12 protein-coding genes are annotated in these 13,028 nt (G+C 71.2%); 11 read left to right on the top strand and 1 reads right to left on the bottom strand.

The features are described from left to right. The first annotated feature begins 64 nt into the window (after positions 1-64). From ACFYTQ_RS33190 to mnhG, 11 genes are all read left to right on the top strand, one after another. Positions 65-337, top strand: coding sequence for a GlsB/YeaQ/YmgE family stress response membrane protein (locus ACFYTQ_RS33190; protein WP_387369454.1), 273 nt, complete (start codon positions 65-67; stop codon positions 335-337). A gap of 153 nt (positions 338-490) precedes the next feature. Next, positions 491-1,204, top strand: coding sequence for a phosphatidylserine decarboxylase (locus ACFYTQ_RS33185; RefSeq protein WP_387369452.1), 714 nt, complete (start codon positions 491-493; stop codon positions 1,202-1,204). Then, a complete protein-coding gene (locus ACFYTQ_RS33180) occupies positions 1,201-2,070 on the top strand; it encodes a CDP-alcohol phosphatidyltransferase family protein (RefSeq protein WP_387369450.1) in 870 nt (289 codons plus the stop codon). The genes ACFYTQ_RS33185 and ACFYTQ_RS33180 overlap by 4 nt, the downstream gene beginning before the upstream one ends. A gap of 24 nt (positions 2,071-2,094) precedes the next feature. Further along, positions 2,095-4,308, top strand: coding sequence for an AAA family ATPase (locus tag ACFYTQ_RS33175; protein ID WP_387369448.1), 2,214 nt, complete (start codon positions 2,095-2,097; stop codon positions 4,306-4,308). A gap of 50 nt (positions 4,309-4,358) precedes the next feature. Then, positions 4,359-5,687, top strand: a complete 1,329-nt coding sequence (locus ACFYTQ_RS33170) for a hypothetical protein (protein ID WP_387369446.1) — start codon at positions 4,359-4,361, stop codon at positions 5,685-5,687. Between the two features lie 120 nt (positions 5,688-5,807). Next, positions 5,808-8,651, top strand: a complete 2,844-nt coding sequence (locus ACFYTQ_RS33165) for a Na+/H+ antiporter subunit A (RefSeq protein WP_387369444.1) — start codon at positions 5,808-5,810, stop codon at positions 8,649-8,651. Next, positions 8,648-9,031 (top strand): Na(+)/H(+) antiporter subunit C, encoded by a 384-nt coding sequence (locus tag ACFYTQ_RS33160; protein ID WP_387369442.1) that lies wholly within the window; start codon positions 8,648-8,650, stop codon positions 9,029-9,031. Before ACFYTQ_RS33165 ends, ACFYTQ_RS33160 begins: the two co-directional genes overlap by 4 nt. Beyond that, positions 9,028-10,629, top strand: a complete 1,602-nt coding sequence (locus tag ACFYTQ_RS33155) for a Na+/H+ antiporter subunit D (protein WP_387369440.1) — start codon at positions 9,028-9,030, stop codon at positions 10,627-10,629. The genes ACFYTQ_RS33160 and ACFYTQ_RS33155 overlap by 4 nt, the downstream gene beginning before the upstream one ends. Then, positions 10,626-11,150, top strand: a complete 525-nt coding sequence (locus ACFYTQ_RS33150) for a Na+/H+ antiporter subunit E (RefSeq protein ID WP_387369438.1) — start codon at positions 10,626-10,628, stop codon at positions 11,148-11,150. The genes ACFYTQ_RS33155 and ACFYTQ_RS33150 overlap by 4 nt, the downstream gene beginning before the upstream one ends. Further along, a complete protein-coding gene (locus ACFYTQ_RS33145; protein WP_387369436.1) occupies positions 11,147-11,407 on the top strand; it encodes a monovalent cation/H+ antiporter complex subunit F in 261 nt (86 codons plus the stop codon). The genes ACFYTQ_RS33150 and ACFYTQ_RS33145 overlap by 4 nt, the downstream gene beginning before the upstream one ends. Next, positions 11,404-11,739, top strand: a complete 336-nt coding sequence (gene mnhG, locus ACFYTQ_RS33140) for a monovalent cation/H(+) antiporter subunit G (protein ID WP_387369434.1) — start codon at positions 11,404-11,406, stop codon at positions 11,737-11,739. The genes ACFYTQ_RS33145 and mnhG overlap by 4 nt, the downstream gene beginning before the upstream one ends. Here the strand turns inward: mnhG and ACFYTQ_RS33135 are convergent. Next, positions 11,688-12,986 carry a DUF5933 domain-containing protein gene (locus ACFYTQ_RS33135; protein WP_387369494.1) on the bottom strand — a complete coding sequence of 433 codons (1,299 nt, stop codon included), beginning with the start codon at positions 12,984-12,986 and terminating at the stop codon, positions 11,688-11,690. The genes mnhG and ACFYTQ_RS33135 overlap by 52 nt on opposite strands. Positions 12,987-13,028 lie beyond the last annotated feature (42 nt).

Raw genomic sequence — 13,028 nt, 5'->3', positions numbered from 1 at the left:
TTGCTCGACGCGCTCGCGTGGCCGGTGCCAACCACTGTTCCAACGAGTGATTCGAGGACACACAATGCTCGGTCTCGGGATTATCGGCTGGATCATCATCGGCGGTCTCGCCGGATGGATCGCCAGCAAGTTCATGGGAACTGATGCGCAGCAGGGCATCTTCCTCAACATCGTCGTCGGCGTCATCGGCGGCCTGATCGGAGGTTTCCTGCTGAAGCTGTTCGGTGTCGACGTCGAGGGCGGTGGCCTGATCTTCAGCTTCCTCACCTGCCTGGGCGGCGCGGTGATCCTGCTGTTCCTGGTGGGTCTGGTCACCGGTCGCCGAAAAGTCGGCTGATCACGTGCCGGATCGCGATGGCCCGTCCCGGTGACGGGCCATCGTCGCGTCCGGCCCCGATCTCGGCCCACCCTCTCCGCGTGCGCTTCCCGTAAGGTGTGAGCGCGGTCCGACAACCGCTTCAGCACACCCCCGCGCACGAAAGAGGAGCTTGTGGCCCGCCGTCCCACCCCGCCCGGCACGCCCGACCGCACCGGGCTCGGTCATGTCGCCGACCTGGTCCGCGACGCGATTCCGCCGCTGCACCCCGCCGGTCTGCCGTTCGTCGCGGCGCCCCTGGCGGTCGCCGTGGCGGGCCGCAAACGCGCCTGGGTGCGTCGCGCCGGATTGACGGCCGCGGCGGCGTCGGCGGCGTTCTTCCGGCACCCGGACCGCGTGCCGCCGAACCGGCCCGGGGTCGTGGTGGCCGCCGCGGACGGGCGGATCGCGCTCGTGGACACGGCCGCCCCGCCCGCCGAGCTGAACCTCGGCCCGGCGGAACTGCCCCGGGTCAGCATCTTCCTGTCGGTGCTCGACGTGCACGTGCAGCGCACGCCCGTCTCCGGCGCCGTGCGTGAGATCGCTTATCGCCGTGGGCAATTCCGCTCCGCCGACCTGCCCGAGGCGAGCGACGCCAACGAGCGCAACTCGATGGTGCTCGAGACCGACGCCGGGCAGCTGGTCACCGTCGTGCAGATCGCCGGGCTGCTGGCGCGGCGCATCGTCTGCGACGCCGCGGTCGGCGACAAGCTGACGATCGGCGACACCTACGGCCTGATCCGCTTCGGTTCCCGCGTCGACACCTACTTTCCCGCCGGGACGCGGCTGCTCGTCGAACCCGGGCAGCGCACGATCGGCGGAGAGACGGTGCTGGCCGAACTGTCATGATCGAGGAAACCGTGCCCGGCACGGGCCGGCGTCGCCGGACGGTCCGCCTGCTGCCCAGCATCGTGACGATCCTCGCGCTGTGCGCGGGGCTGTCCGCGGTCAAGTTCACCCTGGACAATCAGCTCGACGTGGCCCTGGCGATGGTCGGCGCGGCCGCGGTGCTCGACACCCTGGACGGGCGGCTGGCCCGAATGTTGTCCGCCACCACCAAGATCGGGGCGGAGCTCGATTCGCTGTCCGACGCCATCTCCTTCGGCGTCGCGCCCGCGCTGGTGCTCTACATCGGCTTCCTGAAGTCCGACAGCGCGGGCTGGATCATCGCGCTCATCTTCACCGTGAGCGTGGTGCTGCGGCTGGCCCGGTTCAACACGCTGATCGACGACGACACCCGGCCGGACTGGCAGCGTGAGTACTTCGTCGGCGTCCCCGCGCCCGCGGCGGCGTTGATCGCGCTGCTGCCGGTCGCGCTGCTCGAACAGTTCGGCGACGGGTGGTGGACCGGCTTCCCGATGGTGGCGGCCTGGACCGTGCTGGCCGCGCTGCTGGCGGTGAGCACGATCCCGACGCTGGCGATGAAGTCGGTGTCGGTGGCCCCGCAGGCCGCGGCGCTGCTGCTGGTGCTGGTCGCCCTGGCGGCCGCCGCGCTGGTGACCTATCCGCTGATCCTGCTGATGGTGCTGGTGGCGCTGTATCTGGGCCACATCCCGTTCGCCTGGCGCTCGCAGCGCTGGGTGGCGGCGCGGCCCGAGGTCTGGCATCACAAGCCCGCCGAGCGCCGGGCCCAGCGCCGCGCGGCGCGGCGGCGTCCCGCCCTGCGCGTGTCGGTGAACTCGGCGCGGTTGCGGCTGCGCCGACCGGGGCGCTGACCGCCGCGCGGCAGAATGGCAGACGTGTCCCAGCTGTCCCTGACCGCGCGCCTGAATCCGTCCGCCGCCGATGCCCGGCGGGGGGTGGTGCGGTTGCATCCGGAAGCGTTGGCGGCGTTGGGTTTACGCGAATGGGACGGGATCGCGCTGATCGGTTCGCGCCGGACCGCGGCGGTGGTCGGCCTGTCGGCGGAGATCCCGGCCGGGACGGCCCTGCTCGACGACGTGACGCTGTCCAACGCCGGGGTCAAGGAGAACGCGACGGTCGTGATCACCGCCGCGACGGTGTACGGGGCGCGGCAACTGTCGGTCACCGGATCGCGGCAGGCGATGCGGACGATTCCGGAACAGACGCTGCGCCAGGCGTTGCTGGGCAAGGTGGTCACCGTGGGCGACACGGTCTCGCTGCTGCCCCGCGATCTCGGCCCCGGCACCAGCACCGCCGCGGCCTCGCAGGCGTTGTCGCGGGCGTTCGGCATCGCGTGGACCTCGGAACTGCTCACCGTCACCGCGACCGATCCGCTGGGCGATCCGGTGAGCGTGCAACCCAACAGCGCGGTGATCTGGGGCGCCGGGGTGCCCGACGTGGACTCCTCGCACGATCCGGGCGCCGGATCCGCGACCGCGACGGGTCTGCCCGGGACGCGGATGCGGGTGCGGGAGCGGCCGTCGGCGGTGCCGGTCGCCGAACTCGCCGGGGTGCGCGCCCCCGCCGCGAAACTGTCGGAGTGGCTGAGCCTCGCACTCGACGAACCCGAACTGCTCCGAACCCTCGGCGCCCCACCGCATCTCGGCGTGCTGATCACCGGGCCCGCCGGGGCGGGGAAGGCCACGCTGGCCCGCGCGGTGGCCACCCCGCGGCGCATCGTCGAACTCGACGGCCCGACCGTGGGCGCCACCGAGAGCGGCACCCGGCTGCGCGAGGTGAGCCTCGCGGTCGGCGAGATCTGTTCCGGCGCGGGCGGAGTGCTGCTGATCACCGATATCGACGCGCTGCTGCCCGCCGAGCCGGAACCGGTGGCGGCGCTGATCCTCGATCAGCTGCGCGCGGCGGTCGCCACGCCCGGGGTGGCCTTCCTGGCGACGACCGCCCATCCCACCGCCGTGGACAGCCGCGTGCGCGCCCCGGATCTGTGCGACCGCGAGGTCGCGCTCACCCTGCCCACCGCGGCCGTGCGCAAGGATCTGCTCGAACAGCTGCTGCGCAAGGTGCCGACCGAGCGACTCGCCCTCGACGAGATCGCCTCGCGCACACCGGGTTTCGTGGTGTCGGACCTGGCCGCGCTGTGCCGGGAGGCGGCGCTGCGGGCGGCCTCGCGCGCCAGCCGTGAACACACCGACCCGGTGCTCACGCAGGCGGATCTGATCGGCGCGCTCGGCGTCATCCGGCCGCTGTCGCGTTCGGGCACAGAGGAATTGGCGATCGGCAGTCTCAGCCTCGACGACGTCGGCGATATGGTCGAGACCAAACAGGCCCTCACCGAGGCGGTGCTGTGGCCACTGCGCCATCCCGACTCCTTCGCCCGCCTCGGCATCGATCCGCCGCGCGGCGTGCTGCTCTACGGACCGCCCGGCTGCGGGAAGACCTTCCTCGTGCGCGCCCTCGCCGGGAGCGGGCAGCTGAGCGTGCACGCGGTCAAGGGCGCCGAACTGCTGGACAAGTGGGTCGGCTCCTCCGAGCGCGCGGTGCGCGAATTGTTCCAGCGCGCACGCGATTCCGCGCCCTCGCTCATCTTCCTCGACGAGATCGACGCCCTGGCCCCGCGCCGCGGGCAGAGCACCGACTCCGGCGTGGGCGATCGGGTGGTGGCCGCGCTGCTCACCGAACTCGACGGCGTGGAACCGCTGCGCGACGTGGTCGTGGTCGGCGCGACCAACCGCCCCGACCTCATCGACCCCGCCCTCACCCGGCCCGGCCGGCTGGATCGGCTGGTGTTCGTGCCGCCGCCGGACGGACCCGCCCGCGCGGAGATCCTGCGCACCGCGGCGCGCTCGGTGCCGCTGGCCGCCGATGTGAACCTCGCGGAGCTGGCCGACGGGCTCGACGGCTATTCGGCAGCGGACTGCGCGGCGCTGCTGCGCGAGGCCGCGCTGGCGGCGATGCGCCGCGACGTCGAGGCCGCCGACATCACCGTCGCCGACGTGGCCGCGGCCCGCGCGGCCGTCCGGCCGTCGCTGGAAGCCGGGCAGGTCGAGTCGCTGCGGCGGTTCGCCGAGAATCGGGCAAATATCCGGTAAACGGCACGTCGGGCGCGAGCGTGATCACTTTCCCGGGTACCTTTGGCCGGGTGCGGAACCTCCGCGAAGTGGCCGAAACGGGCACGGCATTCCTGTCGACGCTGGTTGCGGGGATGTCGCTGACGCTGCCGATCAACTTCGCCTGGACCTCGGAATCGTCTGCGCTGCAACTGAACATGATGTCCTACAACCTGCCGCGCTCGATCGCGGCGGGCGTGATCATCGCCCTGATCGTGGCGGTCTTCGCGACGACGGTGAATCACGGTCTGGCGGCGTGGGGTTCGGCCCTGTTCGGCATCGCCATCACCTTCGTCAACCATGTGATGGGCCGCCACATCGGACCGTCGACCTCGCTGTCGACGCTGAACTTCATCGACGCCATCGGGGCCGGAATCCTGATCGGCGGCACCGCGGCCGCGATCCTGCACACCCGGCTGCAGGTGTTCGGCTGGACCCTGGGCGCGCTGTGCAGCATCGTGCTCGGCGCGGCCCTGCCCGGACCGCACGGCGAGACCCGCGCGACCGACTCCGGGCTGCCGGTGTACTCCCCGGCCTCGGACACCCCGCCGATGTGGCTGATCGTGGTGACGCTGTTCGCCATCGCCGTCGGCACTTTCGTCAACCGGCACCGCACCGGCATCGAACGCCGAACCTTCGAATTGCCGATGGCCCCGATCCTGGCCGGGACGCTGTTCGTCGGGGTCACCCTGTTCGGCAACGAGTGGCTCGGGCGGCACGAGGCGGGACTGCTCCAGATCGGGCTGGCCGTCGCGGCGACGATCGCGGCCGGGCTCGTCGCCACCGCGCTGCTGCCGCGCCGGGACGGGACGCTCGCGCTGTCGGCCATCGCGCTGGCCGCGGTCGGCGCGGCCCTGATTCCGACCCACATCCCGAGCTGGTCGGCGATACCGCTGATCGCCGCGATCGGGGCGGGCATCCTGCTGGGGTTCCGGCACCCCGCGCCGCTGATCGGGATGATCGCGCTGTGCGCGGTCGCGCTGGCCGGGGCCGAGACCACGGCCTACATCCACACGCCCCTGCACACCGCGGCGTTCGCGACCGCGCTGGCCGCGCTGACCGGCTTCAGCTTCAGCAGTGCCGCGCCGCGCTACAACCCGAGCCGGGTGCTGGGCCTGGCCATCGTGTTCATGCCGTCGGTGGTCGCCTCGCTGCGCGACCGCGCCGAGCACAGCGACTACCGGACCGTCACCGTGCAGGACGGCCGCTGGTCCTACGGGCCGATCCCGGCGCCGGACACCTCGACGCCGTACTGGACCGCCCTGGCGATCACGGTCGGCTGCCTGCTCGGGCTGCTGGCGTTGCGCCGCTGGCGGTCCCCGACGATTCCCGCGACGGGCCAGGCCCTCGCCGACCGATGATTGCGCCGACGTAGCGGTGACCCCGGCATGACGGACGCCATAGCGCCGCCGAACCGGGAATCGGGCGCGCCGCAAGTAGGATCGACACCGCAACACCCCGCCGACCCGACGGAGTGACGTTTGCTCGCAATCCTGTTCGCCCACGCCATCGCCGCCCTCATCGCGCCGGCGTGCGTGCGGACGATGGGCAGGCGGGCCTTCCTCGGACTCGCGCTCGTGCCCCTGGCCGGACTGTGCTGGGTGATCGCCGAATGGGACAGCGGGCGGCAACTGCGCATCGCGTGGGCGCCCGGCATCCACATGAACGTGGATCTGCGCTTCGACTCGCTCGCCTCGATCATGGCCGCGCTGGTGCTCGGCATCGGCGCGCTGATCCTCGTCTACTGCGCGCGCTACTTCGACGACGACGACCGGCAGCGGCTCGGCATCTTCGCCGGATATCTCGTCGGCTTCGCCGGGGCCATGTTCGGTCTGGTCGTCAGCGACAACATGCTGTTGTTGTACACCTTCTGGGAGATCACGACCGTCCTGTCGTTCCTGCTGGTCGGCCACCACGCCGACCGGATCGAGGGCCGTCGCGCGGCATTGCAGGCGCTGCTGGTGACCGGCGCGGGCGGGCTGACCATGCTGGTCGGGTTGATCATGCTCGGGCAGAGCAGCGGCAGCTATCTGCTGTCGGAGGCGATGCGGCGGGCCGATCCGCACAGCTGGTGGACCGGGGTGGCGATCGTGCTGATCCTGGTGGGCGCGTTGAGCAAATCGGCGATCGTGCCGCTGCACTTCTGGCTGCCCGGCGCGATGGCCGCCCCGACGCCGGTGAGCGCCTACCTGCACGCGGCGGCGATGGTGAAAGCCGGTGTGTACCTGGTGGCCCGGCTGTCCCCGGCCTTCGCGGTGGCCGCGCCCTGGCATCCGATCGTGCTCACCCTCGGGCTGTTGTCGATGCTGCTGGCCGGGCTGCGCGCCTTGCAGGTCTACGACCTGAAACTGGTGCTGGCCTTCGGCACGGTGAGCCAGCTCGGCTTCCTGGTGACCCTGCTCGGCCTCGGCACCCCCGACGCCACCCTGGCCGGGGAGACGCTGCTGGTCGCGCACGCCATGTTCAAGGCGTGCCTGTTCATGGTGGTCGGGGTCATCGATCACAGCGCGGGCACCCGGGATCTGCGCAGGCTGTCCGGCGTGGGCCGCCGCGCGCCCGTGCTCTGCGCGATCGCGACCCTGGCCGCGGCGAGCATGGCCGGGATTCCGCCGCTGCTCGGCTTCGTCGGCAAGGAGACCGCGCTCGGCGCGGTGCTGGACGCGGACAATCTCACGGCCCCGGTCAAGGCGGCCGTCACCGCGGGCGTGGTGCTCGGCTCCATGCTGACCGTCGGGTACAGCATCCGATTCGTCTGGGGCGCATTCGGTTCCAACGCCGTGCGGGTCGGCGCGCCCGAACCCGATACGCCCTGGCATCGCCCCGATCCGCTGTTCGTCGCCCCGCCCGCACTGCTCGCGCTGGCCGGCCTGGTCGCGGGATTCGGCGCGCCGCTGGTGGACGGGCTGCTCCGGCCCTACGCGGAAACCGTTGCGGGACAGCATCTCTCGCATCTGGCGCTGTGGCACGGCTGGGGCACGCCGTTGACGCTGACCCTGGTGGTGATCGCCGCCGGTGTGGCGCTGTTCGAGATCCGCGACCGGATCGGCGAATCCGCCCATCCCCGGCTGGGCAACGCCGACCGGGTCTACGACGCGACCCTGCGCGCGATGGACCAGCTGTCGCTGCGCATGACCGGCGCCATCCAGCGCGGGTCGCTGCCGCTCAACCAGGCGCTCATCCTGATCACCACGATCGTGCTGCCGCTGGCCATGCTGCTGACCGGCGCGCGCACCAATGCCCGGCTGCGCCTGTGGGATTCGCCGTTGCAGGCGCTGATCGGGGTGATCATGATGGCGATGGCGTTCGGCGCGACCGTGATGCGCAACCGGCTGGCCGGGGTGCTGCTGGTCGGGGTGACCGGCTACGGCTGCGGCGTGATCTTCGCCCTGCACGGCGCGCCCGATCTGGCGCTCACCCAGTTCCTGGTGGAGACGCTCACGCTGGTGATCTTCGTGCTCGTGCTGCGCAAGTTCCCCGCCGAGATCGAACCCGGGCGGCGCGCGGCGTTCAAGGTGCGCCGCGCGCTGCTGGCCACCGCCGTGGGCGCGACGGTCGCGGTGCTGGCCGCGTTCGCCGCCGCCGCGCGGAACAGCGACCCGATCTGGCGGCGAATCCCGCAGGCCGCCTACGAGTTCGGCGGCGGAAAGAACGCGGTGAACGTCCTGCTGGTCGACATCCGCGCCTGGGACACCCTCGGCGAGATCTCGGTCCTCGTCGTCGCCGCGACCGGGGTGGCCTCGCTGGTGTTCCGCAGCCGCCGCTTCGGCACCCTGCCCCGGGTGGCCGACGCGCCCGGCTACACGCCCGATCCGGATCGGTCCTACTGGCTGCCCGCCGCGCCGCTGCTCCCGCCGCGCGAACGGTCCATGGTGCTGGCCATGACCACCCGCCTGCTGTTCCCGACCATCATGATGCTGTCGGTCTACCTCTTCTTCGCCGGGCACAACGCGCCGGGCGGCGGCTTCGCGGGCGGGCTGACCGCCGGATTGGCCCTGGTGCTGCGCTATCTCGCGGGCGGGCGCTACGAACTGGCCGAGGCGCTGCCGGTGGACGCGGGCCATGTGCTCGGCGCGGGGCTCACCCTGTCGGCGGGCACGGCCACCGGCTCGCTGCTGCTCGGCGCGCCGCCGCTGTCCTCGGCCGTCATCGAGGTCACGCTGCCGGTGCTCGGGCACGTCAAATTCGTCACCGCCCTGCTGTTCGACCTGGGCGTGTATCTCATCGTGGTCGGCCTGGTCCTCGACGTGCTGCGCAGCCTCGGCGCGCGACTCGACGACGCGGAGAGCCTGCCGCCGCGCGGCGAGAAGGCAAGGGAGACACGATGACCGCGAACCTGACGCTGCTGATCCTCATCGCCGTCCTGGTGGCCTGCGGGGTGTACCTCGTGCTGGAGCGGACCGTGTCGAAGATGCTGCTGGGCCTGCTGCTGTTCAGCAACGCGGTGAATCTGCTCATCCTCACCGTCGCCGGGCCGGACGGGCGCGCGCCGATCCTCGGCGAATCCGATCGGGTGCACCACGACACCGCCGACCCGCTCGCCCAGGCCATGGTGCTCACCTCCATCGTGATCACCATGGGCATGGCCGCGTTCATCCTCGCGCTCGCCTACCGCGCCTACATCCTGACCCTGACCGAACAGGTCGAGAACGATCCCGAGGACGTGAAGGTCGCCACCCGCCGCGAGGGCGAGGACCCCGAACAATGACCCTCTTCCCCGCCCTCACCCCGCTGCCGGTGCTGATCCCACTGCTCACCGCGGCCGCGACCCTGATCGCGGGCCGCAGACCTCGTGTCCAGCAGGGCATTTCGATCGCGGCGCTGACGGCGGTCGTGGTCGTGGCGGGTCTGCTGCTGCATCAGGCGGACCGACACGCCATGGCCGCGGTGCAGGTCGGCGGGTGGGGCACCCCGATCGGCATCACGCTCGTGGTGGATCGGCTCTCGGCCGCGATGCTGCTGGTGTCGGCGATCGTGCTGCTGGCCGTGCTCGTCTTCGCCGTCGGGCAGGGTATCAGCGACGGCAGCGAACGCCAGCCCACCTCGATCTTCCAGCCCACGTATCTCGTGCTCTCCGCGGGGGTTTCGATCGCCTTCCTGGCGGGCGACCTGTTCAATCTGTTCGTCGGCTTCGAGGTGCTGCTGACCGCGTCGTTCGTGCTGCTGACCCTCGGCGCGAGCGCCGAACGGGTGCGGGCCGGGGTGTCCTACGTGATGGTCTCCATGGTGTCGTCGATGATCTTCCTCATCGGCATCGCGCTGGCCTACGCGGCGACCGGCACCCTGAACCTCGCGCAGATGGCGGAGCGCATGGGCACGGTGCCCACCGGAACTCGCGGCGGGATCTACGCGATGCTGCTGGTGGCGTTCGGCATCAAGGCGGCGGTGTTCCCGCTGTCGAACTGGCTGCCCGACTCGTATCCGACCGCGCCCGCGCCCGTGACGGCGGTGTTCGCCGGGTTGCTGACGAAAGTCGGTGTGTACGCGATCATCCGGATGCACACGCTGCTGTTCCCGTCCGGGCGCTTCGACCGCGTTCTGCTCATCTGCGGGCTGCTGACCATGCTGATCGGCATCCTGGGCGCGATCGCGCAGAGCGATATCAAGCGGCTGCTGTCGTTCACCCTCGTCAGCCACATCGGGTATCTGATGTTCGGGGTGGGTCTGAACTCTACCGCTGGGCTCACGGGCACCGTCTTCTACGTGGCCCACCACATTCTGGTGCAGACCACGCTGTTCCTGGTGGTGGGCCTGATCGAACGGCAGGCCGGGTCGGCGTCGCTGAGTCGGCTGGGCGGGCTGCTCGCCGCGAGTCCGGCGCTGGCGGTGCTGTTCGGCATCCCGGCGCTGAATCTCGGTGGCATACCGCCGCTTTCGGGGTTCATCGGCAAGGTGACGCTGTTGCAGGCCGGGGTGGCCGACGGCAGCGTGACGGCCTGGGTACTGGTCGCGGGCGCGGTGCTCACCAGCCTGCTCACGCTGTACGCGATGGCGCGGGTGTGGAGCAAGGCGTTCTGGCGCCCGCGCGTGCAGGCGCCACAGGGCGATCTGTCCGACGCCGCGCCCTCGGCGCTGATCGACGAGTCCACCGATGTCCTGTTCGACGAGCGGGCCGACGTCGGCCGGATGCCGCGGCTCATGCTCGCCCCGACCGTCGCCCTGCTCGCGGTGGGCCTGGCCATGACCGTGTTCGCCGGGCCCATCCTCGGCATCGCCGGGCGCGCGGCCACCGAACTGCGCGACCGGTCGGCGTATCTGGAAACCGTGCTGGGACCGCCGGATTCGCGAACGGGTGCGACCCGATGAACCGCGAACGGCTGGTCCGCGTCGGGGTGCTGCTGTGGCTGACGGTCGTCTACACCGCGCTGTGGGGCGATCTGTCGGTCGGCAACGTGCTCGCCGGACTGGTGATCGGCGCGCTGATCATGGTCGCGCTGCCGCTGCCCCGGGTGCCCATCCACGGGCGGCTGCATCCGCTGTCGCTGCTCGAATTGATCGCCGTCACAAGCTATTACGCGATCGAGTCGAGCCTGCAGATCGCCTGGTTCGCGGTGCGCCCGGCGGGCGCCCCCGTGTCGGGCGTGCTGCGGGTGCGCCTGGCGATCCGCTCCGATCTGGTGCTCGTGTTGTGCGCGAACGTACTCAATTTGATTCCCGGCACGATGGTCCTGGAGCTGGATCGGCAGACCCACACCGCGTGGGTGCACGTGCTCGACGTCGGCAGCGAGGCGGCGGTGGACAAGTTCTATCGCACCACCCGGCGCCTCGAGGGGTTGCTGATCCGTTCGTTCGAGCGTCCCGCCGAATGGCACGAGGAGGACAGATGACCGTCGTCGCGATCGTCGCCGCGGCCCTGTTGGGCGGCGCGGCCCTGTTGACGAGCTATCGAATCCTGGCCGGGCCCGACACCTTGGACCGGGTGGTCGGCATCGATTCGCTGGTCGCCGTCGCCGCCGCCGGACTGGCCGTGTGGGCCGCCTACAGCGACGACACCATGGTCCTGCCCGCCATCGTGGTGCTGGCCCTGGTCAGCTTCCTGGGCTCGGCCGCCGTCACCCGCTTCCGCGTTCGGGACGACCGATGAACACCGTATTGAACTGGATCTCCTACGTGAGCATCCTCTTCGGCGCGGGGCTCAATCTGACCGCCGCGATCGCGATGGTGCGCTTCCCCGACACCCTCACCCGCATGCACGCCGCCACCAAACCCCAAGTGGTCGGCCTGGTTCTGGTGCTCAGCGGGGCCGCGATCCCGCTGCGGGGCCATCCGAACATCTGGCTGCTGCCGCTGGTGGGCCTGTTCACCCTGCTCACCGCACCGGCCATCGCGCATCTGATCGGCCGCACCGCCTACCGCGAACAGCGTCACCGCGACGGACTGCTGGTGATCAACGAATTGGGCGACGACGTGGACTGATTCGGGAACCAGGTGGTGGCGAACGCGTACGCGTAGGCGCCGCACAGCCCGAGCAGCAGCACCCCCGCCGGGAACGGATGGGCCGCGAACCACACCGCCAGGAAGCGGTAGGACAGCAGCAGTCCCGCGAGCAGCGTCGCGCCGCCCGCGACCAGGCCGATTCGCGATGTGTCCCAACCACGTTCGGGGTCGCGCAGCGCCGACTCGACGGTCAGGCACAGCACCGCGCCCGCGAGCAGATCCGCGCCGTAGTGATAGCCGAAACCCAGTGTGGCCGTGACGGTCGCGAGCACCCAGAAGGCGCCGCCCCAGCGCAGCCAGCGCGGCGCGGGCGACCCGTCCGCCGCCCGGCGCGAATGCAGGAAAACCGCTGTGGCCCAGGCGGTGTGCATGGAGGGCATGCAGTTGCGCGGCGTCCCCCCGTCGAACGGCAGCGCGGCCGGGACGTGATCCAGCGGCGGAATCGTGTGCGGCCAGTAGTTCCCGATCTGCAATCCGTGCCCGTCCGGACCGAAGGCGAACATCGGCCCGACCACCGGGAACAGCACGTACACCACGGGACCGACCACGCCGAGCACCAGGAACGTCCGCACCAGATAGTGCCTCGGCCACACCCCCGACGACACCACGCGGCGCAGCTGCCAGACCGCGACAACCATTGCGGCTACCGGTAATTCGATGTACACCCAGTGCAGGATCCCGCTCGGCACCGGACCGAGCGCCGCCAGCGCCCGCCCCAGCAGCCAGGACGGTTCGCCGAGCGCGTGGTCGGCGAGCAGCACGTACCGGTCGAGCACGCTCGGCCCCGCCATGACGGTGACGTGCAACCACACGTCGCCGACCTTGGTCGCGAGGATCAGCAGTGCGCCGAGCGCGGCCGCGTGCAGGGCGTCGCGCCGGACCCGGCCCTCCCAGCCCAGCCACGCCACCAGCGCCAGCCCGGTCAGCGCGAGGACCGCGCCGTTGCCCAGCGCGGGCGCGCCGCCGCCCAGTACCCGGACGACGGAGACGATCGCATCGATGCCGACCGCGACCCCCAGCGTGACGAACCGCCGCCGCCACGACACCCCCACCAACGCCAGCGCCAGCCCGGCCCACGGCACCGACACCGACTTCGGCGTGCCCGCGTAGTCGTTCCACAGGCTGCGCAGCGGACCCTCGAAACCGTTGCGCCAGGCCACGATCTGTAAGGCCACCAACAACACCGGCACGGCCGCGATGCCCGCCCACACCGCGGCCCGGCGCATCGATATCCGCGACCGCAGGCGGTCCTCATCGTCATAACCGGA

Origin of the sequence: Nocardia sp. NPDC004068, from assembly GCF_042874315.1 — a bacterium.
Lineage (GTDB): Bacteria > Actinomycetota > Actinomycetes > Mycobacteriales > Mycobacteriaceae > Nocardia.
This window is presented reverse-complemented; position numbering and strand designations above follow the sequence as displayed.

What these genes read in the sequence shown, in the direction of transcription:
- ACFYTQ_RS33145 (WP_387369436.1), top strand. Translation starts at nt 11,147, where the DNA reads ATGACCGTCGTCGCGATCGTCGCCGCGGCCCTGTTGGGCGGCGCGGCC.
- ACFYTQ_RS33180 (WP_387369450.1), top strand. Translation starts at nt 1,201, where the DNA reads ATGATCGAGGAAACCGTGCCCGGCACGGGCCGGCGTCGCCGGACGGTC.
- ACFYTQ_RS33150 (WP_387369438.1), top strand. Translation starts at nt 10,626, where the DNA reads ATGAACCGCGAACGGCTGGTCCGCGTCGGGGTGCTGCTGTGGCTGACG.
- mnhG (WP_387369434.1), top strand. Translation starts at nt 11,404, where the DNA reads ATGAACACCGTATTGAACTGGATCTCCTACGTGAGCATCCTCTTCGGC.
- ACFYTQ_RS33155 (WP_387369440.1), top strand. Translation starts at nt 9,028, where the DNA reads ATGACCCTCTTCCCCGCCCTCACCCCGCTGCCGGTGCTGATCCCACTG.
- ACFYTQ_RS33135 (WP_387369494.1), bottom strand. Translation starts at nt 12,986, where the DNA reads ATGCGCCGGGCCGCGGTGTGGGCGGGCATCGCGGCCGTGCCGGTGTTG.
- ACFYTQ_RS33190 (WP_387369454.1), top strand. Translation starts at nt 65, where the DNA reads ATGCTCGGTCTCGGGATTATCGGCTGGATCATCATCGGCGGTCTCGCC.
- ACFYTQ_RS33160 (WP_387369442.1), top strand. Translation starts at nt 8,648, where the DNA reads ATGACCGCGAACCTGACGCTGCTGATCCTCATCGCCGTCCTGGTGGCC.